The following is a 25,438-nucleotide window of genomic DNA, read 5'->3' on the forward strand; positions in this document are numbered from 1 at the left end:
ATTTATGACTAATAAGCAATATTAGATAAATAATGTGAGTAAATAACACTATCCAGAAAAAAGCCTCACTTCGGTGGGGCTTTTTTTGATCTTCGGAATTTTTATCTTTGGAAGTAAAGATGACAGAACAAGCAAAGCAAATTCAAACCTTAACACTTCAACTTGAAGAGTATAATCATCAATATTACGTATTAGATAACCCGACTGTGCCTGATGCGGAATATGATCGTTTAATACGTGAATTAAAACAGCTCGAAACTGAATATCCTGAACTTGCACTCGCTACATCTCCAACCCAAAAGGTAGGGGGTGAAGCGCTGACTGGCTTTGCTCAAATTAAACATGAAATGCCAATGCTGTCATTAGACAACGTATTTTCTGAAGAAGAGCTACTGGCGTTTGAAAAACGTTTACAAGATCGGTTATTGACTAAAACAGAGATTAAATTTAGCTGTGAGCCGAAACTAGATGGTCTTGCGGCGAGTATCTTATATGAAAATGGTCACTTTGTACGTGCTGCTACGCGCGGTGATGGTCAAATTGGTGAAGACATTTCTGAAAATGTAAAAACCATCAAATCAATTCCACTACGTTTACGTGGCGATGATTTTCCTGCGCGTTTAGAAGTGCGTGGTGAAGTATTCATGCCAAAAGCGGGTTTTGAACAGCTAAATATCAATGCTAAAAAGAAAGGTGAAAAGACCTTTGTTAACCCACGAAATGCTGCTGCCGGTAGTTTACGTCAGCTTGACCCTAAGATCGCAGCAAGCCGTCCGTTAGCCTTTAATGCTTATTCACTCGGTATTGTAGAGGGTGAGGTTGAAGGTAAAGGTTTATCTAATTCACATGCTGAAAACCTACAAAAATTGAAGCAATGGGGTTTACCTGTTTGTGCTGATGTTACCGTTGCTATGGGTTATCAAGGTTGCTTAGATTTCTATGAGAGCATTGGTGAGCGTCGTGATTCGCTGTCTTATGACATTGATGGCGTGGTTTATAAAGTCGACGATTTAGAATTACAAAAAACACTTGGTTTTGTTGCGCGTGCACCACGTTGGGCTACGTCGCATAAATTCCCTGCACAAGAAGAAATTACGACGTTGCTTGATGTTGAGTTCCAAGTTGGACGTACTGGCGCAATTACGCCTGTAGCACGTTTGGAGCCTGTCTTTGTAGGTGGTGTGACGGTGAGTAATGCGACATTGCATAACTCGGATGAAATTGCTCGCCTAGGTATTAAAGTGAAAGATCAGGTGATTATTCGTCGTGCGGGTGATGTGATTCCACAAGTTGCACGTGTAATGCTAGAGCGCCGTCCTGATGATGCTCAAGATATTGTATTCCCTTCTACATGCCCTGTATGTGATTCTGAAGTAGAACGCATTGAAGGCGAAGCAACGGTTCGTTGTACAGCTGGTTTGTATTGTGGCGCACAACGTAAAGAAGCAATTAAACATTTTGCCTCACGTAAAGCACTTAACGTGGATGGCTTAGGCGATAAGTTAGTTGAGCAACTTGTAGATGCCGACTTAATTAAAACACCTGCTGATTTGTTTACAGTGACTTTTGGTAAATTAACCCTGCTTGATCGTATGGGGCCAAAGAAAGCAACAAATTTACTCGAAGCATTAAAAGTGGCGAAGCACACCACGTTAGCGAAGTTTTTATATTCACTGGGCATTCGTGAAGTAGGGGAAGCAACGGCCGCTAACCTTGCAAATGATTTACTTAACTTAGATGCAATCAAAAAAGCCTCTGTTGAGCGTTTAGTGTTGATCTCTGATGTGGGTGACATTGTTGCTAAGCATATTTACTACTTCTTCCGTGAAGAACATAATCTTGAAGTGATTGACCAGTTAATTGACGCGGGCATGAGCTGGGATGATGTCGCGGTTAAAGAAGAAAGTCAGCAGCCGTTGTTAGGCACTATTTATGTGATAACAGGTACGTTAGTCAATATTTCGCGTGCAGATGCGAAAACACGCTTACAAGACTTAGGTGCGAAAGTGGCTGGTAGCGTATCGAAGAAAACGTCTGCTTTAGTGGCGGGACCTGCTGCAGGTTCTAAACTGACTAAAGCACAAGAATTGGGAATCGATATTCTGACAGAAGATGATTTATTGGCACTCTTAGCCGCACATAATTAGTTAATAGCATCAAATAGCTAATACGTTGATGTGTGTTCGCATTTAGTGTTGAATGTGAACACAATAGTTTTAGCTTCGGCTAGTTAATTTTAGTTCGCTTGTTGTTAGTTTTTGCTTTAGTGGTAAAATGCGCAGCATCATGTGCTTAACCTGTTGGTAGGTTAGGCGAATCAAATAATGTAAAAGGTATTGTGAGACTTATGACTGTTAAGACTCGTTTTGCACCTAGCCCAACTGGCTACTTGCACGTAGGCGGCGCACGTACAGCGCTTTATTCTTGGTTACATGCAAAAAGCCAAGGCGGTGAATTTGTATTACGTATCGAAGATACTGATTTAGAGCGTTCTACTCAAGAAGCGGTTGACGCGATCTTAGAAGGCATGAAATGGGCTGGTCTGGATTGGGATGAAGGTCCTTATTTCCAAACTCAACGTTTCGATCGTTATAACGAGTTAGTTGATCAACTACTTGCAGAAGACAAAGCATACAAATGTTATTGTTCACGTGAGCGTCTAGACGAGTTACGTGAAAAGCAAATGGCTGAAAAAGAAAGCCCACGTTACGATGGTAAATGTAGCCATGGTGACATTGCTGATACTGGTGCTGATTTCGTTGTACGTTTCCGTAACCCGAAAGAAGGTTCAGTTATCGTTGATGATAAGATCCGCGGTAAAGTTGAATTTGCTAACACTGAATTAGATGATCTGATCATCCGCCGTACTGACGGTTCACCAACATACAACTTCTGTGTTGTTGTTGATGACTGGGATATGGGTATTACAAATGTTGTTCGTGGTGAAGATCACCTAAATAATACACCACGTCAAATCAACATCTTAAAAGCACTAGGCGCACCTGTACCACAGTACGCTCACGTTGCAATGATCTTGGGTGATGACGGCGCTAAACTATCTAAGCGTCATGGCGCTGTAGGTGTTATGCAATACCGTGATGACGGTTACCTACCTGAAGCACTACTAAACTACTTAGTACGTTTAGGTTGGTCACATGGCGATCAAGAAATCTTCAGCACTGAAGAAATGATCAAACTATTTAGCTTAGACGATGTAAACAAAGCGCCTTCAGCGTTTAATACAGAGAAGCTACAATGGGTAAACCAACATTACATCAAAACACTAGCACCTGAATATGTTGCATCTCACCTTGAGTGGCACATGGCAGACCAAGGCATCGATACGACGAATGGTCCTGAGCTAGCTGAAATTGTTAAAGTACTTGCTGAACGTGCTAAAACACTGAAAGAACTTGCTACATCAAGCCGTTACTTCTTTGAAGACTACGCTGAATTTGATGCAACTGCGGCGAAGAAACATTTACGTCCAGTAGCAAAAGAAGCGTTAGTTAAAGTTCAAGAGAAACTAGCTGCGATTGCTGATTGGAGCGATGCTGAAGTATTACATGCTGCAATCAACGACACTGCGACTGAGCTTGAAGTTGGTATGGGTAAAGTTGGTATGCCATTACGTGTTGCTATCACTGGTGCCGGTCAATCACCGTCATTAGATGTAACATTAAAGCTTATCGGCAAAGAGCGCAGCCTTGCTGGTATCGACAAAGCGTTAGCATTCATTGCTGCACGTGAAAACGCCTAAGGGTGTGTAAATAATAACCTTTCTGTCGTTTAGTCTTAATTTTATATTGTAGATATTGACACTAAAACGGCAGATGCATATTATCCCTGCAGTAGCGGAAGCTACTGTAGAAATGGGGCCATAGCTCAGTTGGGAGAGCGCGACACTGGCAGTGTCGAGGTCATCGGTTCGATCCCGTTTGGCTCCACCATTTCTGCTTCAACTATATGATTATAAATCACTTAATCATCTTCAGTTCAATTCGTAATGACATTTGCACTCATTTTGCACGCAAATTATCAAACAGATCATTATATTTCAAATATCTTCGTCACTACCGTCTTTCGTTATGCTTCAGACTTACAATACTTTTTATTAAAGATAAAAATATATCGTCTTTAGAATAATTGTTCCAAATGATATACCTAGCGAATCAAGCGATGTATAGACTGTGCGAAACTAATATATTTGGAATTAAAATGAAGACACCTATTCTGGCATTATCACTTGTTCTTGCATCAACCTCTTTATTCGCTAATGAAAGCATCATTACTGATACTCAAAAAGAAAAAAGTAATGGCGTTTATATTAACGCAGGTCAGTTTTCGATTGGTGATAATTTCGAAATATTAAATATTGGTGTTGGTTATCAAGAAACGCGTATAAATAACCTTTTTTGGTCTGTTGGTGGTCAAGCGGGTATCAATATGGATTTACCGGATGACGAAGCGCAAGTGTTAGTCAGCGCAGAAGGCAAACTAGGTTATTCATTTAATAATGTTCCTGGACAAGTGATACAACTGATCCCTTATGTTGGTGTGTCAGTTGGCGCTGATGTGAATGAAGATTCATATTCATCTGGTTCTGAATTTTTCACTAAAGTATTTGTCGGTGGTGAGATCCGCTTAACTGATACTGTTGGTGTTTACTTCAATCAAGGCATGATGACAATCTCGGGTTCAAATAAGAACTTTTCAGAACTTGGCGCGCGCATTTCTTTCTAATTACATTACACGGTTTTAAACTTAGTAATATAAAACCTTGCCAATGAAAGCCCGTACACGTTACGGGTTTTGCATATCCTACCTGCATCCCATATTTATAATAGTATTAGTTTTTTTACTTGGTTAAGGTTATATTCATCAATCACGTCATAGAATATTGACGAATCAAAGCCCCTTAATGAGTCCATATGAAACTAATTTTGAACGAACATAGCCAAATGCGAAATTTGGTGATGGTAGCCGCGGTAATCATCATTTTAGGTGGTATTAAAGTTGCCACGCCTATTATCATTCCATTTTTGCTTGCAGTATTTATTGCGATTATTTGTAACCCATTAGTTAACATTATTACCCGTTGTCGTGTTCCGCGTACGTTAGCTATCTTTGTCGTGCTTATTGCCGCTATCTTAATTGGCCTGACTATCACCAGCGTGATTGGCTCGAGTGTGCAACAACTAACGAGTAATATTGGTGATTATCAAAATCAGATCCGTAGTCACTACGGCGACTTAGTTACATTTTTAAATAAATACAATATTCAAATATCGTCAGACACATTACTGGAATACTTCAATCCGGGAACTGCTGTGACGATGGTATCGAGTATGGTCAGCAGTTTATCAGGGGTTATGGCTAATATTTTTCTGATCTTATTAACGGTCGTATTTATGCTGTTTGAAGGTGAGGTATTACCTAAAAAGCTGCACTTCATGTTTAAAGACCCAGATTTTAAATTAGCACAATTAGATAAGTTCTTAGACTCAGTAAACAAGTACGTTGCAATAAAAACCCTCGTCAGCATCGCGACAGGTATATCTGTGGGCTTAATGCTATTTTTAATGGGGGTTGATTTCTATCTACTGTGGGGATTAATTGCCTTCTTGCTGAACTATGTACCCAACATAGGTTCTTTAATTGCAGCCGTACCTGCGGTGATATTAACAACGCTACAGCTAGGCTTACCACAAGCTGGTGCGGTTGCTATTGGTTATGTCAGTATTAACTTGATTATGGGGAATATAGTGGAACCGCGCTTCATGGGTAAAGGCCTTGGTCTATCAACCTTGATTGTATTCTTATCATTAATCTTCTGGGGTTGGTTACTTGGTCTAGTGGGGATGTTACTTGCAGTACCACTGACCATGATTGTTAAAATAGGGTTAGAAACCATTAATGATCACAACTGGATGTCGATACTGATCAGCAGTGATGTTGATGTAAAAAAATAACCGAACGGCTCGATCGCATTTTACCTGTTGTCAGGTATAATGCGTGACATTGAAGAAAGGGATGTACTGTGTGCATCCCTTTTTATTTTGCAAAATTGATTAAGGTGAATAAGATTGTGACTGTAGCTATGTCTGAGGCAGATGTGAAATTGCCACTTGAGTTTATTGATTTTTCTGTGGTTGCAGAAGATGCTTGTCGTTTGTTTCATGGACGTGGACACACGTATGCAGGCTTTGAGCACATGAACATTGATTGGTTATCGCCTGTTGCACTTATCACGCTATACAAAGAAGAAGAAAACGATTACCTCACACTGTTAGCACAAGCACTTAAAGCTGAGCTTGGCGAACAATGTAAAACGGTACTTGTGCAATTCCGTTGTCGTGAACGTGCGCCAACAGAGCTGTTCTTAGGTGAAGAATGTTTCCGTACAGAAATCACTGAAAATGGCATGATCTTTAATCTTGAGTTTGGTCGTGCGCAAAACACCGGCTTATTCCTTGATATGGCCAATGGTCGTCAGTGGGTAAAAGAACAATCTGAGAACGCAAACGTACTTAACTTATTCTCTTATACATGTGCCTTTTCTGTTGCTGCTTTAGCGGGTGGTGCAGATAAAGTAATGAACGTTGATCTAAGCCGTACATCATTAACCATGGGCCGTGATAATCACCGCAGTAATGGACATGACCTTAAACGTGTGAAATTTGAAGGTGTTGATATCTTTAAGTCATACGGCCGTTTACGTAAACATGGTCCTTACGACTTGTTGATCTCGGATCCACCGTCGTTCCAAAAGGGTAGTGTGGATATCAAACGTGATTACAGTAAGATCATTAAACGTATCCCACAGTTGATGAAACCGGGCGGCAAAGTGATGTTATGTTTGAATGCCCCTGAGCTTGGTGAACAGTTCTTATTTGATAATGTTGCTGAGCATTGTCCGGACTGTGTGTTCCAAGAACAACTTGCACCGCCAGCTGTATTTAAAGAAGCTGAAGCTGGTAAAGGCCTTAAAGTGTTGATCTTTACATACTTGCCTAAAGCTGATTAATATCGTTCGTTTAACTTGTCATTTCGCTAATTAAAACGGAATGACAGGTTATATTAGTCATTATTACTACAATAAATCGCATCGTTGCGTAAAACTTTCATATTTAATCACTTCTTAATATTATCTTATTTTACCTATATTCAGTTGTTCGGCTGATTTTAACGCCAAAACACCCTTATATTACTTTTTGATATACCTTATATCAAGTTGTTCTATTTTGTTTATTTTTGTTCAGTTTTAGTCTAACTGTTGTATTTCAAGGTCGCGATTCCTTTATTGTTTCGTTAGTTTGCTTTCATATGAATACGCCATCATCAAAATGTTGATAAATAATTACAAAATGATTTTTTTGATGTCGATCAATATTTTTACCAAGAACTACAAATATTGCGGTCTCAAAAACGTGTGTTAGGATTAATACATGAGCTGAGCAAAGGGTTGTTCAGAGAAGTGTGATAAGCGGGTTATCGATTATCGACATATTTTAACGGTGTACTGTTAAGTACTATTAAGGTGGTTATGATGGACTATAATGAAAACGATTTATCGTATTATCAACTTCAAGACGAATTAAAACAAGAAATGGAAGCTGAACTACGCGACCAACTTGATGATGAGTCAGGCGTTAACTAATTAGCAAAAGCTGAATAAGTGACGATACAAACTGATTATAAAAAAGCCTCTATTTGAAGTGACCCCCAATAGTTGGACAACCAATTATTGGGGGTCTTTTTTATGTCCAAATATAGTCGTGAGTTAAAACTCATTATCGCGAAAGAGTGTCTAGGTGGTAAATCATCTTATACATTAGCAAATGAACTATCGATATCATCTCGACAGATTCGATATTGGACTCAAGTCTTTGCTATTCATAGCACAAATTCATTCCTACCAAATTCACATGCAAATAGTGCCAAAACAAAGCTGCAATCATTAAAATTAATGTGGACAAATGGTTGGTCGCTCACTCACACTAGTGCCGTATTAAACCTGTCTTCTCCCGGTTCGCTTTCTGTATGGCTAAAAACATATAACGAATCTGGCTTCAGAGGGCTTCAACACACCTCGATAAATAGGCCTAAAATGACACAATCTAATACAACTCAAAAACCAGATAGTGAAATGACAACAGCAGAGTTAAAGGAAGAGTTAGCCTATCTACGAGCCGAGAATGCTGTATTAAAAAAGTTGGAAGAGCTAGACCAAGCAAAGCGCCGAAAAACAAAGAAAAAGCGATAACGGTTTTAGCTCTTAAAAATAAACATGCACTAAAGCACCTTCTTCAAGCCTCAGAGTTGGCTAAAAGTGTGTTTTATTATCAAATTAAAGTAAATGAAAAACCGGATACCTATGAACGTGAACTGGCGCTTATAAGAGATATTTATCACGAACATAAAGGGCGCTACGGCTACCGTAGGATCCAGCTAACACTGAAAAGACAAGGTATTACGCTAAACCATAAAACGGTGCAAAGGTTGATGGCTCAACTGGATCTAAAGTCGACCGTTCGACCTAAAAAATACAGCTCTTATAAAGGCGGAGCTGGAACTACGGCACCGAATGTACTTGAGCGAAATTTTAATGCTACAAAGCCAGATGAAAAGTGGGCAACTGATGTAACTGAATTTAAGGTGAGAGATCAAAGAGTTTATTTATCACCAGTTATAGCTCTATTTACCAAAGAAATAGTCGCTTATAAGATAGCTAAAGATGCTCGCTTACCATTAGTTACAGATATGCTAAAAGATGCCATTAATAGCTTAGATAAGCATTCGAAGCCAATAGTGCATAGCGATCAAGGGTGGCACTATCGCCACAGGGGATATCAAAAACAACTAGCTGCTCATGGGCTAACGCAGAGCATGTCCAGAAAAGGGAACTGTTTAGACAATGCAGTAGCTGAAAACTTCTTTGGCTTATTAAAAACAGAAATGTATCATAGGCAAAAATTCAACGATGCCGATGAATTAATAAAAAAGCTCGACGAGTACATCGAGTATTACAATACGAAACGGATCAAGGTCAAATTAAAAGGCCTGACTCCGATAGAATATCGAAACCAGGCCTTACAAGCCGCTTAACTAAAATGTCCAACTTAACGGGGTCACTTCAATTAGAGGCTTTTTTTATGCCTGCTATTCAGGTAAATGAGTACTAATACAGGGACTAAGAGAGTCGCTTGATGTTGCTTTTCTCTCTCTGATTTACAACTTTTGTTATTATTCATCAGTTTATACACAAGAAGCGTTATACGGCGTGTATATCTCCTTATAATTACTTTGCCTGTGCATAACTTTGATGTTTAAAACCGAACTGTGGATTAAAATAGTGATATTCTTGCACTGTTTTCAGCATAGCTTACCTTTTTGCTAGGTTATCCACATTTTCTGTGGATAACCATGTGTGTGAACTTGAGTTGCCTTTATAAGATATTGTATTTAAACGTATTTACTTCAATGTTTTTAAATATGTTGAAAAATCAAGGAAAAATTAGAAATTAAATACAACTAAAGACTGATGGTTTTAGTTGTATTTGTTATATAAAAACAGCGCGCTAAGGCGAGTTATTCACAGCTGCTACCACAGGGTTACTTAGTTTAAGTTGAGCCCTGTGATAATTGTGCTGCGTTTTATAATTAAGAGGCGCTAAATGTAAATTAATGCATTGGTTTGGCAAATAACTGTCAACTGTCTTTGGAAATACAAGGCTATACCCTATATTGATTTTGAGCTAATTAATAAGGAACGCCGCATATGAATAGCAGTAAATTATTTCAGCAGTTGCTTAGTGAAGGCAAACAGTTGTTAGATAAAAATAGTGATAAGTTGAAGAATCAAGATATGAACCTTCAATCAGCAAAAAAAATGGCGTCAGGGTTTGGCGGAGGATTGGCATCAGGTGGTATTTTAGGTGCGATTCTAGGCAGTAAAAAAGGGCGCAGCTACGCAGGTAAAGCCGCTAAAGTTGGTAGTGTCGCCGCGCTGGGTGGTGCTGCTTATTATGCTTATCAAAAATGGCAGTCAGAACAGAAAGCGGCCACGCCAACTCAGTCTTCTACAAATATGAATGTAGCATCATTGCCGAGTGCGACAGATGTGATTACAGAACCTGAATTACAATGCAATACCGACCTTTTACTTGATGCCATGATCGGTGCTGCAAAAGCAGATGGGCATGTTGATGCGCAAGAACATCAAGCTATCATTAGTAAATTAAGTGCGTTAGGGATTGATCAAGGCTCGAATCAGCTTATTGAGGCTGCACTGACTAAACCGTTAGACCCAGCTGGTTTAGCAGCAAGAGTTACCTCGGTTGAACAAGCGTGTGAAGTGTATTTGATTTCTTATTCGGTTATCGACGTTGACCACTTTATGGAAAAAGCGTACCTACAGGAACTAGAGAAACATCTGAATTTACCCGCTACGTTAATTGAGAAATTGAAACAGCAGATTTAAGCTAATAAAAAAGGCTCCCTAAGGAGCCTTATTACACGTTAACAGGTTTTCAGACTAAGACGTTAATTGCTTAGATTGAATCGCTGTAAGCGCGATTGTGTAAACGATATCGTCTACTAATGCGCCACGTGATAAATCATTTACTGGTTTACGCATGCCTTGCAGCATTGGACCAATAGAGATTAAGTTTGCAGAACGCTGTACCGCTTTGTAAGTTGTGTTACCAGTATTAAGATCTGGGAATACAAATACAGTCGCTTTACCAGCAACAGGGCTGTTTGGCGCTTTGCTTTTCGCAACATTTTCCATGATAGCAGCATCGTACTGTAATGGACCGTCGATAACTAAATCAGGACGACGTTCTTGTGCGATTTTAGTTGCTTCACGTACTTTCTCTACATCACTACCTTGGCCAGATGAACCAGTTGAGTAAGAGATCATAGCAACGCGAGGGTCGATACCGAATGCTTTAGCAGAATCAGCAGATTGAATCGCGATGTCAGCTAGTTGAGAAGCATTTGGATCTGGGTTAATTGCACAGTCACCGTAAACTAATACTTGGTCAGGCAATAACATGAAGAAGATTGAAGACACTAGGTTTGAACCTGGTGCAGTCTTAATCAATTGTAGTGCTGGACGAATTGTATTTGCTGTTGTGTGTACTGCACCAGAAACAAGACCATCAACTTCATTTTGTTCTAGCATCATAGTTGCTAGTACAACGTTGTCTTGTAACTGTTCACGTGCAACTACTTCTGTAAGGCCTTTCGCTTTACGTAGTTCAACCATAGGTGCAACAAACTTTTCAAGGCATGTTACTGGATCTACGATTTCAACGCCTTCAGACAAGGTAATACCTTGGCTTTCAGCAACACGTTTAATTTCAGCTGGGTTACCAACAAGTACTGGTGTAGCGATGCCACGTTCAGCACAGATGTTAGCTGCTTCAATTGTACGCGGTTCTTCACCTTCAGGAAGAACAACACGTTTCTTCGCTTGACGTGCTAATTCAGTTAACTGGTAACGGAATGCAGGTGGTGATAAACGACGAGTACGTTGAGTACCAATAGTTAACGTTTCAATCCATTGCTTGTCGATATGACTTGCGATGTAATCTTGAACTGCTTCGATGCGTTGTTTGTCATCTGCAGGGATATCAAGATTGAAGTTTTGAAGCGTTAATGCAGTCTGCCAAGTATTCGTTGGCGTCAACATGATTGGTAAACCTGTAGCCATTGCTTGCTTACAAAGTTTTAATACGCTTTCGTCTGGACGAACATCACCAGTTAATAGTAATGCGCCAACTTTAACGCCGTTCATTGCAGCAAGACATGCAGCAACGATAACGTCAGCACGATCGCCAGAAGTAACTAATAAGCCACCTGGACGGAAGTGCTCAAGCATGTTCGGGATAGAACGTGCACAGAAAGTGATACCAACTAGACGACGTTCTTCGATTTCGCCTTCGTTTAGGATTTCAGCGTTTAAGTGTTTCGCTAGATCTTTTGCACGTGGTGCAATTAGCTCTGCGCTCCATGGGATACAACCCAGGATAGGCATTGGGCTTTTGCCAAATACTTGTAACACTTCTAGGTTATGGCTAGCATTACCTGAAGTCGCTTCAAACATTTCTGCAAGATCTGGACGGTTACGACCAGCTTCATCAAGTGGTGCGCCAACTTTGTTGATTACACAACCGATGATACGTTTGTTTTTGCTGCCACCGAAGTTAGCACAAGCAATTTCTAAACGATCTTTAAGCTGTTCTGAAGAGTCTGTGCCAGGGTTAGTTACAAATACCATTTCAGCATCAAGTGCTTTAGCGATATTGTAGTTTAAGCTGTTAGCAAATGGTTGTTTTGATGTTGGTACTAGACCTTCAACAACAACGATTTCAGCATCAACCATGTGAGATTCAAAGCGTTCAACGATATCTTCAAGAAGCACGTCAGTTTTACCAGCGCCGATTAATTTTTCAGCATGTGATAAAGTGAACGGAGTCGCAGGAGAAGTATTAGTTCCTTGACGGATGATTTCAGTTGATAACTCTGGGCCCTTTTCGCCTTGGCGAGGTTGAGCAACAGGTTTGAAAAAGTTAACGTTTAGGCCGTTACGTTCAAACGCACGAACCATACCTAGACTAACAGAAGTTACGCCTACGCCTACGCCAACTGGGATAAGCATTATAGTGCGAGCCACTAGCGTCCCCTTATATTGGGATTGAGAAGAAAGAAAGGTGTTATCACACCTTTCTTATTTAAATTTAACTAAGTAAGTTAACTAGCTAATTAGATTAAGCTAACTGCATCTTGTGCAATTACTAGTTCTTCGTTAGTAGAAATAACCATAGCTTTAATTTTACTGTTTGCTGTAGTAATTGTACCTTCAGAACCGAAACGTGCTGCTGTATTTGCAGTTTCATCTACTTCGATACCGAAGATAGAAAGTTGGTTAAGAACTAGTGAACGGATAACGTCAGAGTTTTCACCGATACCACCAGTAAATACGATAGCGTCGATACGGCCTAAAGCAGCAGCGTATGAAGCGATGTATTTAGCTAGACGGTAGCAAGAAAGTTCCATTGCGCGAACTGCGCCAACTTGACCTTCTGCGTGGCCATCTTCGATAGCACGGCAATCGCTAGAAATTTCAGAAATACCTAACAAACCACTTTCGTTGTTTAGCATGCTGTTAACTTCTGCAAGCGTGTAGTTACACTGTGTAACTAGGTGGTTGATGATACTTGGGTCAAGATCACCACTACGCGTACCCATTACTAGACCTTCAAGCGGAGTCATACCCATGCTTGTGTCTACTGATTTACCATCTTTAATTGCACAGATTGATGCGCCGTTACCTAGGTGACAGTTGATGATGTTAGTTTCTTCAACTTTTTGACCTAGAAGTGCAGCAGCTTCACGACCGATGAATAGGTGACTAGTACCGTGCATGCCGTAACGACGGATGCCATTTTCGCGGTATAGTTTGTATGGTAAAGCGTATAGGTATGCTTTTTCAGGCATAGACTGGTGGAACGCAGTATCAAATACAGCTACTTGTGGAAGTGCTGGGAATGCAGCTTGTGCAGCACGGATACCGATAAGGTGAGCAGGGTTATGAAGCGGTGCTAAAGTTGCACAGTCTTCGATGCCTTGCATTACAGCGTCATCAATGATTACTGATGAAGTGAATTTTTCGCCGCCGTGTACAACACGATGACCGATCGCTACGATAGCGTCGCTCATTTCTTTTTGGTCTTCAAGAATGTTATTTACAATGTACGCTACAGCTTCTTTATGTGAAGCGCCTGCGCCTAGATCGGCTGTGCCTTTATTGCCGTCAAGTTTCCACTTGATACGTGCATTTTCTAAATTAAAGCATTCAGCAAGACCAGATAATTTTTCATCACCTGATACTGAATCAAGAACTGCAAATTTAAGAGAAGAGCTACCACAGTTTAGAACTAGAACGAGTTTATTCATGCGTAAAAACCTATTATGAAATAATCAATAAAATAACTGATAACAATCCCTAGCGATTTTCGCTTAGGTATCGTATCTTTATTAAAGCAGAGACGTTGTCTGTGCTTTGTAAATTGGCTGACACTGTCATTTTTACGTACGATGTCGTAGTTGATACGACGAATGTTCGTTACTAAGTATCCATCTTAAAGAAATGACAACTTTCTTAAACTGTGAGTTATGTCACTCACATTTTCCCTTAAAGTGTTAACTGCCTCATAGTTTACTTGCAATGAGACGATTTCTCAAAGTATATTTGTAATAAAGTTGATCTAAACCATTAACTTAACATTCATATACTATTTTACGTCCACCATGACATAGTGTATGGTTTGAATTATAGAAAATTTATGTTTTTACGGGAGGATGCTGATGAGTGTGTTTAAAGATACGCTTTATAAAGGTCAACATTATATGCAGCGCTGGCCGATGAAAAAAGAATTGGCGGCACTTTTTCCTGAAAATAGAATTATTGCTGCAACGAAGCTTGGCTTTAAAACTATGCCACCATTAGCTATTTTGACGGTGATGATGCAGTATCTCTATGGTGATATGCAACAATTGCCAGCAAGTATTGCGATTGCATTATTGTTAATCACGCTGCCGATGCAAGGTTTGTTTTGGTTAGGTAAGCGGTCGGGTGAGCTATTACCCGTGTCCCTAGCTACTTGGTATCATGAGTTATATCAAGGTCTCGTTACGCAAGGTTGCGAGCTTGCTCCAGCAGCAAAAAATCCGCATTATAGTGAATTAGCTTACGTATTAGAAAATGCATTTAAGCGTATGGATAAAGCCTTTATGGCGAAGTAATACACGATCTATTATGAATATGCATATTGTGGTGTGGTCGGTTTATACCAATAACGCTTAATTAAATACCGATAGTAAGATTACTATCGGTATTTTTTTGTCTTCAAAACGAGGATGGGCGCCGTTATTGATGCAATAACTATGCAGTACGTTTATAAAGCGTGATGTTGAAGTCCAGTGTGAGTGTTAAATCGGCTGCGTATATAACCGCTTTTTGTTCATCACTCATTTTCCAAGCCAGTGGTGTCATTTCTAATAAATTTTTAGCATCTTTTGCTTGTGTCAGCGTTATTTCATCCGTTAAGCGCTGCTGTTCAACCACATCAAACCCTGCAATCTCTTCAATCTTCATGTCATGCTTTTCTGGTGTTTGATAAATCTTTTGTTTTAGCTCAAACAAATGCTCGGCAGCGGGGGTCACGGTCAGTAAGTAACCGTCTGTTTTGATAATGCGCGCTAGCTCATTGTCTTGTGATGGAGCATAAATACGAGTGACTAAATCTTGGCTCGCATCTGCGAACGGTGTTGCGTACGCACTTGCTACACAAAAGCTGATGCTTTTATAGCGTTTTGCGGCATAACGGATCGCTGATTTTGAAATATCCAGACCTGCAATCTGTGGTGCTGCATTCGCCATAACTTGCGCTAAGCGATGCGTGTAATAACCTTCGCCACAGCCTAAGTCGAGGATGTTTGGTGTATCTACGCTTGCTAAGGTTTGCTCAGCAATGCTGTTTACCTTGTCAGATAATGACTGGTAGAAACCTTGATCGAGAAATTCACGACGGGCTTGCATCATCTCTTTATTGTCACCTGGGTTCTTTGATTTTTTGTTTTGTACCGGCAGTAAGTTTACGTAGCCTTCTTTTGCTAGATCAAATTGGTGGCGTTGCTCGCAAGCTAGACTTTTGTCTTGTGCGGATAAAGGGCGAGCGCAGATGGGGCAAAGGTAGGTCGGGCAAAGGTGGTTCATGTGATCTCGTTATTCAGGTAAAAGTTAGCAACAGGCTAAAACAAAAAACCGATCATAGCATAGAGCTAGGATCGGTTTGAAATAGAATTCGTTTGGGCTATTAATAAAGCACATTATCTTTGTAGATTGATAATATGTTTTTAATACGGTCCATTGTTTCTTTGCTTGGTGGCGCAACACCGTCTAATGGGTAATCAAAGCCCATTGTTTTCCATTTATGCAGGCCTAATTGGTGATAAGGCAGCAATTCTACTTTTTCAACATTATCCATGTTCTGAATAAATTTACCCAGTTCATGTGCAGACTCGTCATCATCGGTATAACCCGGAACAACGACATAACGTATCCATGTTTTTTGATTACGTTTTGCTAAATATTCGGCAAACTCGAGGGTACGTTTATTGCTAACACCGACTAATTTTTGGTGTACTTCATTATTCATTTGTTTTAGATCTAGCATCACTAAATCTGATACATCGAGCACTTCATCAATGACATCTGTGTATTTACGGATGTAACCATTGGTATCTAAACAGGTATTCACTTCTTGCGCTTGCGCGGCAGCGAAAAAATCACGTACAAACTCAGGTTGTAGCATTGCTTCGCCACCGGATGCGGTAACGCCACCACCGGTTGCTTGCATAAATGCTTTGTACGAAATCAGTTCACGAATTAATTCATCGACGGTCGTTTCTTTACCTGAATGCAGATCCCATGAGTCACGGTTATGGCAATATTGGCAACGCATTAGACAGCCTTGCATAAAGACAATAAAACGAATACCTGGCCCATCAACGGTACCACAAGATTCGGTAGAATGGATGCGTCCTACTGTGCTACATAATTCAGTAGAATCAATAGGTTTGATAAGCGACATAATATCTCCAAAAGATAGGGCTATACATTTATTATAAACAGATCTATACAGGTAATTATAAATAGAAAAGCCTTACATGTGTAAGGCTTTTATCTATATGACGCTATAAAAATAAGCGAATGTTATTTTATAGTGTCCTAATCAATCAAGTTAGAATGACTCTTGGAAAGTACGAGTGATTACATCTTGTTGTTGTTCAGGTGTTAGCGAGTTGAAACGTACCGCGTAACCAGACACACGAATGGTCAGTTGTGGGTATTTTTCAGGGTGCTTAACAGCGTCTAACAACATTGAACGGTCCATCACGTTTACGTTTAAGTGCTGACCACCTTCAATTGCACTGCTGTGCTTGAAGTAACCATCCATTAAACCAGCTAGGTTAGTACGACGAGTATCGTCTGTTTTACCTAGTGCGTTTGGTACGATAGAGAAAGTATAAGAGATACCATCTTTTGCGTATTCAAACGGTAGTTTTGCTACTGATGTCAGGGCAGCGATAGCGCCTTTTTCATCACGACCATGCATTGGGTTTGCGCCCGGTGCGAATGGTGCGCCTGCACGACGGCCATCTGGTGTAGTACCTGTTTTCTTGCCGTATACAACGTTAGAAGTAATTGTTAGTACTGACTGTGTTGGTTTCGCATCACGGTACATTTTGTGACTAGCAACTTTCTTCATGAACGTTTCAACAAGGTCACAAGCGATTTCATCTACACGTGAATCGTTGTTACCAAATTTAGGATATTCACCTTCGATTTCAAAATCGATTGCGATGCCGTCTTCGTCACGAATAGGCTTAACTTTTGCAAATTTAATTGCAGAAAGTGAATCAGCTGTAACAGATAGACCAGCGATACCACATGCCATTGTACGTTCAACGTCACGGTCATGTAATGCCATTAGTGATGCTTCATACGAGTATTTATCGTGTGAATAGTGAATTGAGTTAAGTGCAGTAACATAAGTCGTTGCTAACCAATCCATCATCTTGTCTAAACGTGCTGCGATATCTTCGTAGTTAAGTACGTCATCAGTGATCTTGTCTGATTTAGGACCCACTTGGATTTTTAGTTTTTCATCTACGCCGCCATTGATTGTATATAACAATGCTTTAGCAAGGTTACTACGTGCGCCGAAGAACTGCATTTGTTTACCAACAATCATTGGTGATACACAACATGCAATTGCATAGTCATCGTTGTCGAAATCGGTACGCATTAAGTCATCATTTTCGTACTGGATTGACGATGTATCAATTGATACTTTCGCACAGTAGCGTTTGAAGTTTAATGGTAGATTTTCAGCCCACAATACAGTGATGTTTGGCTCTGGTGAAGGACCCATAGTGTATTGTGTGTGTAGTACACGGAATGATGATTTAGTTACTAGTGAACGGCCATCTGTACCCATACCTGCGATAGTTTCTGTTGCCCAGATTGGGTCACCAGAGAATAACTCATCGTATTCTGGTGTACGTAAGAAACGAACCATACGTAGTTTCATTACTAGGTGATCAATCATTTCCTGAGCGTCAGTCTCAGTAATGATACCCGCTTGTAAATCACGTTCGATGTAGATATCGAGGAACGTTGTTACACGACCAAAGCTCATTGCTGCGCCATTTTGTGATTTAACTGCAGCTAGGTAGCCGAAGTAAGTCCACTGGATCGCTTCTTTTGCATTTGTTGCTGGACCAGAAATATCGAAACCGTAAGTTGCCGCCATTTCTTTAATTTGTGCTAATGCGCGGTACTGCTCAGAGATTTCTTCACGTAAACGCATTGTTGCTTCTAGGTCTTCACCTGAGTAGAACTTCGCTTCTAATGATTTTTGCTGTGCAAATTTGTCTTTCATTAGGAAGTCGATGCCGTATACAGCAACACGACGGTAATCACCAATGATACGACCACGACCATATGCATCAGGTAAACCTGTTAGGATACCTGACTTACGACATTTCATGATGTCGCTTGTGTAAACGTCAAATACGCCTTGGTTGTGTGTTTTACGGTATTCAGAGAAGATTTTGTTTGTTACTGGATCAAGTTCTTTACCATATGCTTTACAAGAACCTGCAACCATACGGATACCGCCGTTAGCGATAATTGCACGTTTTAATGGTTTCTCAGTTTGTAGACCAACAATTGTTTCTAAACCTTGGTCAATGTAACCAGCGGCATGTGATGTAATTGTTGATGGTACAGATGTATCAAAATCAAGCGGCGCATGTGTGCTGTTTTCGATTTTAATGCCTTCCATTACATTGTTCCAAAGCGTATCTGTCGCTTCAGTTGCATCTGCTAGGAAAGACTCATCGCCTGTAAATTCCGTGTAGTTTTTCTGGATAAAATCACGTAGGTTAACGTCGTTAGTCCATTCGCCAGTTGTAAAACCTTGCCACGCTTGATCAAATATTGTTTGTTCAGTCATAATAAGTACACCTAATCTAAAAAAATGTAATTCCAAAGTTTGCTATCTGCTGTGTTCACAACAGACATTAAGATTCTTTTTTGCAGTAAATCGCCCAGTACGTCAAACCTACTAACAAGCCACCACCAATGATGTTACCGATGGTCACAGGGATAAGGTTATTAAATACAAAGTTAGTGAGCGTTAAATCTGTAAAGTCGGCTGGATTAGCGCCAGTTGCTAGCCAAAATTCTGGGCCAGCAAAGTTCGCAATAACATACCCGAGTGGGATCATAAACATGTTAGCGATACTGTGTTCGTAGCCTGATGCAACGAACATGCTGACTGGCAATGCCACAGCAATAAACTTGTCGGTAATAGACCGTGCAGCAAAGCTCATCCATACACCAAGGCAAACAAGTAGGTTTGCAAGGATGCCGAGTGTGACAGCCTGAATAAAGGTGTGATGTAATTTGTGTTGAGCAATCTTCATCGCATTGATGCCCCAAGCACCATCTGCGACGAGATGTTGTTTGGCTAAAAACATGAGTAAGACAAAGAAGATACAACCAACAAAGTTTCCGGCGTAAACAACGGCCCAGTTTTTGGCTAATTGCATTGTCGTAATCTTGTTATTGGCACGCGCAATAATAGTTAAGATTGAACTTGTGAATAGTTCACCGCCACAAACAACGACTAATAATAAGCCAAGGCTAAAAGCAAACCCGCCGATGAATTTTTTTAAACCATAAGCAACATCGGTAGTACCTGTTGTTACCGTAGTATAGAAAGCAAATGCGATAGAAATGAATACACCTGCAGTAATGGCAAGCATGAAAGCTTGTTTAGGAGCTTTAGTTGCTTTAGCTACCCCGATAGTTTCTGCTTTATTTAGCAGTTCTGGCGGTAGGATTGCATCAAATGGGCTTACTGTTTTCATTGTTTGGTCTCAATCAATAACTCGTACACATTATTACCTAACTAGTAGTATTTATAAAGTGATCCAGATCAATTTTATGGTTGTTTGTGTTTTTTTATTACGAAAAGTAAGGTGTTTCATCTGAAGCCTCCGCTCAAGTTGTAACTTAATTACAATAAATCGACGTTTTTATTAACTTTATTTTAAAAATAACACGAAAAGTTTAAAAAACTATTTATAGTAAGATAAGCCATCATAAATACCAATATGGCGGTACTCTACAGTGTTATATGTCACTGGACGTTAATCCTGTATTTTTTGTTTATTCGGTTTATAAGACCTAACGTCAACTCTGATGTGGAGTTAATGACTAAACTTGGCTGGCTTTATGTTATCTGAATGACTAATTTGCTATGTTAATTGCTGTTTTTATGTTGCAGTCTTTAATACTAGTTTGAATTAACGCCTTGCACATGTCTTATATTGTTATAAATCGTATTTAGGATGAATAGAATGAGTAGCAGTCCCACATTAGACATCAAAAATTTACATAAATCATTTGGTGACAATGAAGTCCTTAAAGGCATAGACCTGACTGCAAATAAAGGTGATGTAATCTCTATTATTGGTTCATCAGGCTCTGGTAAAAGTACCTTTTTACGTTGTATTAATTTATTAGAAATGCCAACAGCTGGTGATATATCTGTAAATGGTGAGTTAATCGGTATGATTGACGATCGTCACGGTAAGAGAGATATCGCTTGTAAGAAGCAAGTTCAACGCATTCGTTCGCGTTTGGCAATGGTATTTCAAGGCTTCAATTTATGGTCGCACATGACAGTCATTGAAAATGTGATCGAAGCTCCAATTCATGTTTTGGGTATCTCACGTAGTGACGCAATTGCGAGCGCAGAACAATATCTGAAGAAAGTTGATTTATGGGAAAGAAAAGACTATTACCCAAGTCAGCTATCTGGCGGTCAAAAACAGCGTGTTGCAATCGCACGCGCTTTAGCGGTTGAACCTGAAGTGCTGTTATTTGACGAGCCTACATCGGCCCTTGATCCAGAACTCGTTGGTGAAGTATTACGGGTGATGCAAAGTTTGGCTGAGGAAGGCCGTACGATGTTAGTGGTTACCCATGAAATGGCATTTGCGCGCGATGTATCAACTAAGGTGATTTTCTTGCATCAAGGTCAAATTGAAGAGCAGGGTGATCCAAAAGAATTATTTGATAATCCGAAATCAGAACGTGTGAAGCAATTTTTAGCGCCCAAATATTAAGGGCTAGCCCCAAAATATGAAGGGTTAGCAGCGAAATACAATTTCATTGCATCAAGATACTAACGGTGAGTGGTGACACCACGCTGACCGTATAAAAATAAAAACTATAAAAAGAAAAATACAAACACAGATCAGTGATTGATCTCATTATAATAATAGGGAAATACTTATGAAAAAATTAGCGACTGTTATTGCAGCAAGTGTTGCGACAAGCTTATTACTTTCTTCAGCTGTTGTAGCGAAAGAATGGACTGATGTCCGTTTAGGTGTTGATTCACCTTATAAACCATTTGAGTATAAAACACCAGATGGTGAGCTAACTGGCTTTGAAATCGATTTAGGTAATGAAGTTTGTAAACGCGCTAACTGGAATTGTACTTGGGTTGTGCAATCTTGGGACGGTATTATTCCTGGTTTATTATCACGTAAATACGATGCTATTTTCTCTTCAATGTCGATTACTGAAGAACGTAAGAAGAAAGTATTATTCTCTGAACCTTACTACAATACACCAAGTGGTTGGTTTGCAGCGGCAGACTTTAAACTTGATGTAACAGATAAAGCTGCATTTAAAAAATTACGTATTGGTGTACAGCGCGGTACTGTGCAAGATACTTACGTAACAGACCATTTTGCTAGCAAAAACAAAATTAAGCGTTATAACACAAGTGGTGATTTACTGCTTGATCTCGAAGGTGGTCGCTTAGACATGGTATTACTGGATTTCCCAGTCGGTGATACGACGTTGCTTATCCCTGAGAAAAAAGGTGCTTATGCAGCGGTTGGCGATACATTCCAACTTGGTAATGGCATGGGCGTTGCATTGCGTAAACGTGATAAGTCACTTGCGCAGACGTTTAATAAAGTATTAGCAGAAATTAAAACGGATGGTACATACGAAACTATCCAAGCTAAATACTTCAGCTACAGTATTAAAATGTAGTCTCTTTATCATCTCGTTTTTGAATTATAGATGATAAAAATGGGGGCCTAGTTTAGGTTATTAGCTAAGACTAGGCACCCACTGCTTTTCTGGGAATATTATGTTAGATCTTCAAGGTTATGGGCCAAGTATATTTAATGGCGCTATATTGACCGTTAAACTCGCCATTTTTTCACTCATTATCGCTGTGTTGCTCGGGCTTATTACTGCCGTGGCACGTTATTCTGGCGGTAAAATATCTTCTTCGTTAGCGCTTGCTTATACCAGTCTCGTGCGTGGTGTACCAGATCTGGTCTTGATGATGCTGATTTACTTTGGCTTGCAAGTAGGACTAAATAACTTTTCTGAGTGGTTATATGAATTACATGAAACGTATGCCATTAATGCGTTTTATATTGAACACGGTTGGCTAACCTTATCTGCTTTTTATGAAGATGGTATGTATATTACTATCGATGAATTTAGTGCTGGTGTTGTGACGATTGGCTTTATCTTTGGTGCGTACATGGGCGAAACGTTCCGTGGTGCGTTATTGTCTGTTGATAAAGGTCAGTTAGAAGCGGCTACAGCGTATGGTATGTCTGATTGGCAAGTATTTCGTCGCGTGATGTTCCCGCAGATGATGCGTTTTGCCTTGCCGGGTATTGGTAACAACTGGCTGGTACTTGTTAAAACAACAGCACTGGTATCGGTGATTGGTTTGTCTGACATGGTGAAGCTTGCTAAAGAAGCTGCAATGACAACCTACGAACCGTTCTTATTCTTTATTCCTGTTGCGTTTGTATATTTAGCGATTACAACCGTTAGTGAGATAGTGCTTAAATATTTAGAACGTCACTTTAGCAAAGGTGTAGAGGGTCATTAATATGTTAGATCAACTTGTTGCTTTGCTTGAGCAAAATGAAATGTTTACCCCGAATACCTTAAATGAGTATTGGGACGGTACGGTATTAACAGTACAACTGACTTTCTTATCTGTAGTTATTGGTTTCTTTCTCGCAGTACCGTTAGCGATTATGCGCACTAGCCAGTATGTGTGGTTATCACGTAGTATTTGGTTATTCACTTATGTGTTCCGTGGTACACCGTTATTGATCCAACTGTATATGATCTATTATGGCGTGACTATGATTGATGGTATTCAGGACAGTTCAATTTGGTTCTTACTTGAAGATGCGTTTTATCCTTGCCTACTGGCGTTTGTATTAAATACAGCTGCGTATAGTACTGAGATCATTCGTGGCTCGTTAGTCACAACAGATAAAGGTGAAATTGAAGCCGCGCAGGCTTATGGTATGAGCTATTGGCAGATTTTGCGACGTATTATTTTACCGTCAGCATTCCGCCGAGCATTGCCTGCTTATAGTAATGAAGTGATCTTTATGCTGCATGCAACATCCATCGCGAGTGTGGTTACTTTAGTCGATATTACTGGTGCGGGTTATAATGTGTATTCACGTTTTTATGCGCCATTTGAAGCGTTTATTTTCGCTGGTAGTATTTACCTGTGTTTATGCTTTGCTATTTTTGCAGTATTCAAAAAATTAGAAAAGCGTGCATTTAGACATCTTGCTTAACGCATTATTGAGTATGTACTGAACTCATTACAATAAATAAATGAAAGGCCGTTGTGTATCATGCATAACGGCCTTTTTATTTAACAATATAACGATTAAATTATTGATTAACACGCTGCTTGGCTAGTTGCGTATCATCAATTTTATAGCGTGATGCAAGCAAGTAGGTAATATAGAATTTGTATATATTGTTGACATAATTAACGGTTTCTTTTCCTATGGTTTCGGCGACAACCTTTTCTACATTGTTAAACCATACGTTTGGATTTAATCCTCTTTCCTGCGCTCGTTTTCTTAATCGTCTTAACTTTGCGGGTCCTGCGTTATAGGCGGCAAAACTCAATAATAATGAATCTAACTTTGTGATCTCTTGATGGCTAAAATAACGCTGTTTCATGAAGTGTAAGTACTTCACACCGGCGTGAATATTATCATCTATATTGCCAATATTTTTAATATTAATATAAGGCTCATTGGCGGTAGAGGGTAATACTTGCATAACCCCAACAGCTCCTCGGTGACTAATGGCTTTTTGGTTGAGACGTGATTCTTGATACGCCTGTGCGAGTATCAGCTGCCAATCGAATTTATATTGCTTGGCATATTTTTTAATGATCTTCTCTGTTTCTAAATAGCGACGTTCAAACTTTTGATGGATAACCTTCTTCAACCAAGGGTGTGCAACAAGGTAGCGACGATGAAGGATATTACCTATTTTGGTGCCTTTTTTATGTTGATGAATAAATCGATTTAAACTGTGCGTTAATTTGGGGGTGTTATTACGTACTGCCCATGTGCTCGGAATATGATTACCGACCGCGAGTTGTGGGTGTAATTTAATACGTTTATACAGTTTTTTCCATAATCGTAAGCTGTGACTCGACACCATGGTCATGAATATTTGTTTATTATCGACCATATCAAGTAACTCATAATCTTCGAGTTCGTCTGCGACAATATTAATGTAAATCGGTAGTTTATTGAGCTTGGATAGTTGTTGGTTGATGAGCTGTAGTTGTTGGTGATAAATGCTGTTTCGTCGTATCCATATTTCTTTGCCCGAGAGTTGATTTATATTTTTGTATTCAGCAACAGAATGATGGCTAACTAATAATAATTGATGGCTTTTGTATATCGGCTCGGTGTGTGTCACTTTTTTTTCTTGGTCTTTAAGTATCATCAATGGCCCAATGGCAATATCGCCATAGCCTTGTGCGAGCATGTTAATGATTTGACTACTCGGTACCGGGATAAAGAGGATATTAAGTTTTAGTTTGGTGTTTTTGAAATACTGACGATTAAGGCGTTTTTCATATTCCCGCATCATGTCATAAGCCATACCGCGTGGTCGACTTTGATAGATAAAATAATAAGCAGGATGGTTAACGACGAGTACTCGGATAGAGCGTTTCTTTAATAGCAGGGGAAGGTCTTCAAAACTTGGCTGGCTGTGAATAGTCAGTTGTTGTTGTGCGACCGTGCTAGAGGATATTGAATCTGGAGAGGACGCGTTAATATTAGCTGAATACTGGGCATTAGCGGGTGATATGTTTACGAGAACACAGAATATTAATGTGTTGGTCTTTGCGCATATCTTAGTCCACTTCATGCTATCACCGCATCTGGAGTTTGGGGTAATACT

20 protein-coding genes and 1 tRNA gene are annotated in these 25,438 nt (G+C 39.8%); 14 read left to right on the forward strand and 7 right to left on the reverse strand.

Annotated features, from left to right (window positions below; genetic code table 11):
* Window positions 1-119: 119 nt before the first annotated feature.
* The 9 genes from ligA (at window position 120) to HWV00_RS06095 (ending at window position 10,483) form a co-directional block, all read left to right on the forward strand.
* Window positions 120-2,147: an NAD-dependent DNA ligase LigA gene (gene ligA / locus HWV00_RS06055; protein ID WP_211685230.1), complete on the forward strand. Its 2,028-nt coding sequence runs from the start codon at window positions 120-122 to the stop codon at window positions 2,145-2,147.
* Window positions 2,148-2,347: 200 nt separating this feature from the next.
* Window positions 2,348-3,760 (forward strand): glutamate--tRNA ligase, encoded by a 1,413-nt coding sequence (gene gltX / locus HWV00_RS06060; RefSeq protein WP_211685231.1) that lies wholly within the window; start codon window positions 2,348-2,350, stop codon window positions 3,758-3,760.
* A gap of 114 nt (window positions 3,761-3,874) precedes the next feature.
* Window positions 3,875-3,950 (forward strand) — tRNA-Ala (locus HWV00_RS06065).
* 268 nt (window positions 3,951-4,218) lie between these two features.
* Entirely contained in the window at window positions 4,219-4,743 is a 525-nt protein-coding gene (locus HWV00_RS06070; protein WP_211685232.1) for a hypothetical protein, read from the forward strand.
* 188 nt (window positions 4,744-4,931) lie between these two features.
* Window positions 4,932-5,972 carry an AI-2E family transporter gene (locus HWV00_RS06075; RefSeq protein WP_211685233.1) on the forward strand — a complete coding sequence of 347 codons (1,041 nt, stop codon included), beginning with the start codon at window positions 4,932-4,934 and terminating at the stop codon, window positions 5,970-5,972.
* Between the two features lie 116 nt (window positions 5,973-6,088).
* Window positions 6,089-7,027 (forward strand): class I SAM-dependent methyltransferase, encoded by a 939-nt coding sequence (locus tag HWV00_RS06080; protein ID WP_211685234.1) that lies wholly within the window; start codon window positions 6,089-6,091, stop codon window positions 7,025-7,027.
* 735 nt (window positions 7,028-7,762) lie between these two features.
* Window positions 7,763-8,266 (forward strand): helix-turn-helix domain-containing protein, encoded by a 504-nt coding sequence (locus HWV00_RS06085; protein ID WP_211681831.1) that lies wholly within the window; start codon window positions 7,763-7,765, stop codon window positions 8,264-8,266.
* Window positions 8,206-9,108 carry an IS3 family transposase gene (locus HWV00_RS06090; protein WP_211686265.1) on the forward strand — a complete coding sequence of 301 codons (903 nt, stop codon included), beginning with the start codon at window positions 8,206-8,208 and terminating at the stop codon, window positions 9,106-9,108. Before HWV00_RS06085 ends, HWV00_RS06090 begins: the two co-directional genes overlap by 61 nt.
* 673 nt (window positions 9,109-9,781) lie before the next feature.
* Window positions 9,782-10,483 carry a tellurite resistance TerB family protein gene (locus HWV00_RS06095; RefSeq protein ID WP_211685235.1) on the forward strand — a complete coding sequence of 234 codons (702 nt, stop codon included), beginning with the start codon at window positions 9,782-9,784 and terminating at the stop codon, window positions 10,481-10,483.
* A gap of 54 nt (window positions 10,484-10,537) precedes the next feature.
* Here the strand turns inward: HWV00_RS06095 and pta are convergent, their stop codons facing one another.
* Both pta and HWV00_RS06105 read right to left on the reverse strand, forming a co-directional pair.
* Window positions 10,538-12,667 carry a phosphate acetyltransferase gene (gene pta / locus HWV00_RS06100; RefSeq protein ID WP_211686379.1) on the reverse strand — a complete coding sequence of 710 codons (2,130 nt, stop codon included), beginning with the start codon at window positions 12,665-12,667 and terminating at the stop codon, window positions 10,538-10,540.
* Window positions 12,668-12,771: 104 nt separating this feature from the next.
* The gene (locus tag HWV00_RS06105) at window positions 12,772-13,965 is read right to left on the reverse strand and encodes an acetate kinase (protein ID WP_211685236.1); all 1,194 of its coding nucleotides are present in this window, start codon (window positions 13,963-13,965) and stop codon (window positions 12,772-12,774) included.
* A 411-nt stretch (window positions 13,966-14,376) separates the two neighbouring features.
* On the opposite strand from HWV00_RS06105, the gene yfbV reads away from it, so the two are divergent.
* Complete coding sequence (gene yfbV, locus HWV00_RS06110) at window positions 14,377-14,814, forward strand: terminus macrodomain insulation protein YfbV (RefSeq protein WP_211685237.1); 438 nt, start codon at window positions 14,377-14,379, stop codon at window positions 14,812-14,814.
* A gap of 139 nt (window positions 14,815-14,953) precedes the next feature.
* Here the strand turns inward: yfbV and rlmA are convergent, their stop codons facing one another.
* The 4 genes from rlmA to focA form a co-directional block, all read right to left on the reverse strand.
* The gene (gene rlmA / locus HWV00_RS06115) at window positions 14,954-15,787 is read right to left on the reverse strand and encodes a 23S rRNA (guanine(745)-N(1))-methyltransferase (protein WP_211685238.1); all 834 of its coding nucleotides are present in this window, start codon (window positions 15,785-15,787) and stop codon (window positions 14,954-14,956) included.
* Window positions 15,788-15,887: 100 nt separating this feature from the next.
* A complete protein-coding gene (gene pflA / locus HWV00_RS06120; protein ID WP_211685239.1) occupies window positions 15,888-16,664 on the reverse strand; it encodes a pyruvate formate lyase 1-activating protein in 777 nt (258 codons plus the stop codon).
* A gap of 150 nt (window positions 16,665-16,814) precedes the next feature.
* Window positions 16,815-19,094: a formate C-acetyltransferase gene (gene pflB, locus HWV00_RS06125; protein ID WP_211685240.1), complete on the reverse strand. Its 2,280-nt coding sequence runs from the start codon at window positions 19,092-19,094 to the stop codon at window positions 16,815-16,817.
* 67 nt (window positions 19,095-19,161) lie between these two features.
* Window positions 19,162-20,013, reverse strand: a complete 852-nt coding sequence (gene focA / locus HWV00_RS06130) for a formate transporter FocA (RefSeq protein WP_211685241.1) — start codon at window positions 20,011-20,013, stop codon at window positions 19,162-19,164.
* Window positions 20,014-20,505: 492 nt separating this feature from the next.
* Here focA and HWV00_RS06135 point away from each other — a divergent pair, with 492 nt between their 5' ends.
* From HWV00_RS06135 to HWV00_RS06150, 4 genes are all read left to right on the forward strand, one after another.
* Window positions 20,506-21,276 carry an ABC transporter ATP-binding protein gene (locus tag HWV00_RS06135; RefSeq protein ID WP_211685242.1) on the forward strand — a complete coding sequence of 257 codons (771 nt, stop codon included), beginning with the start codon at window positions 20,506-20,508 and terminating at the stop codon, window positions 21,274-21,276.
* A gap of 169 nt (window positions 21,277-21,445) precedes the next feature.
* Window positions 21,446-22,219 (forward strand): transporter substrate-binding domain-containing protein, encoded by a 774-nt coding sequence (locus HWV00_RS06140; RefSeq protein ID WP_211685243.1) that lies wholly within the window; start codon window positions 21,446-21,448, stop codon window positions 22,217-22,219.
* Window positions 22,220-22,319: 100 nt separating this feature from the next.
* On the forward strand, window positions 22,320-23,084 hold the full coding sequence (locus HWV00_RS06145; protein WP_211685244.1) for an ABC transporter permease: 765 nt from the start codon (window positions 22,320-22,322) through the stop codon (window positions 23,082-23,084).
* Window position 23,085: 1 nt separating this feature from the next.
* The gene (locus tag HWV00_RS06150; RefSeq protein WP_211685245.1) at window positions 23,086-23,796 is read left to right on the forward strand and encodes an ABC transporter permease; all 711 of its coding nucleotides are present in this window, start codon (window positions 23,086-23,088) and stop codon (window positions 23,794-23,796) included.
* Between the two features lie 100 nt (window positions 23,797-23,896).
* Here HWV00_RS06150 and HWV00_RS06155 read toward each other — a convergent pair whose 3' ends face one another.
* A complete protein-coding gene (locus HWV00_RS06155; protein WP_211685246.1) occupies window positions 23,897-25,405 on the reverse strand; it encodes a lytic transglycosylase F in 1,509 nt (502 codons plus the stop codon).
* Window positions 25,406-25,438 lie beyond the last annotated feature (33 nt).

It is taken from the genome of Moritella sp. 24, from assembly GCF_018219155.1.
GTDB lineage: Bacteria > Pseudomonadota > Gammaproteobacteria > Enterobacterales > Moritellaceae > Moritella.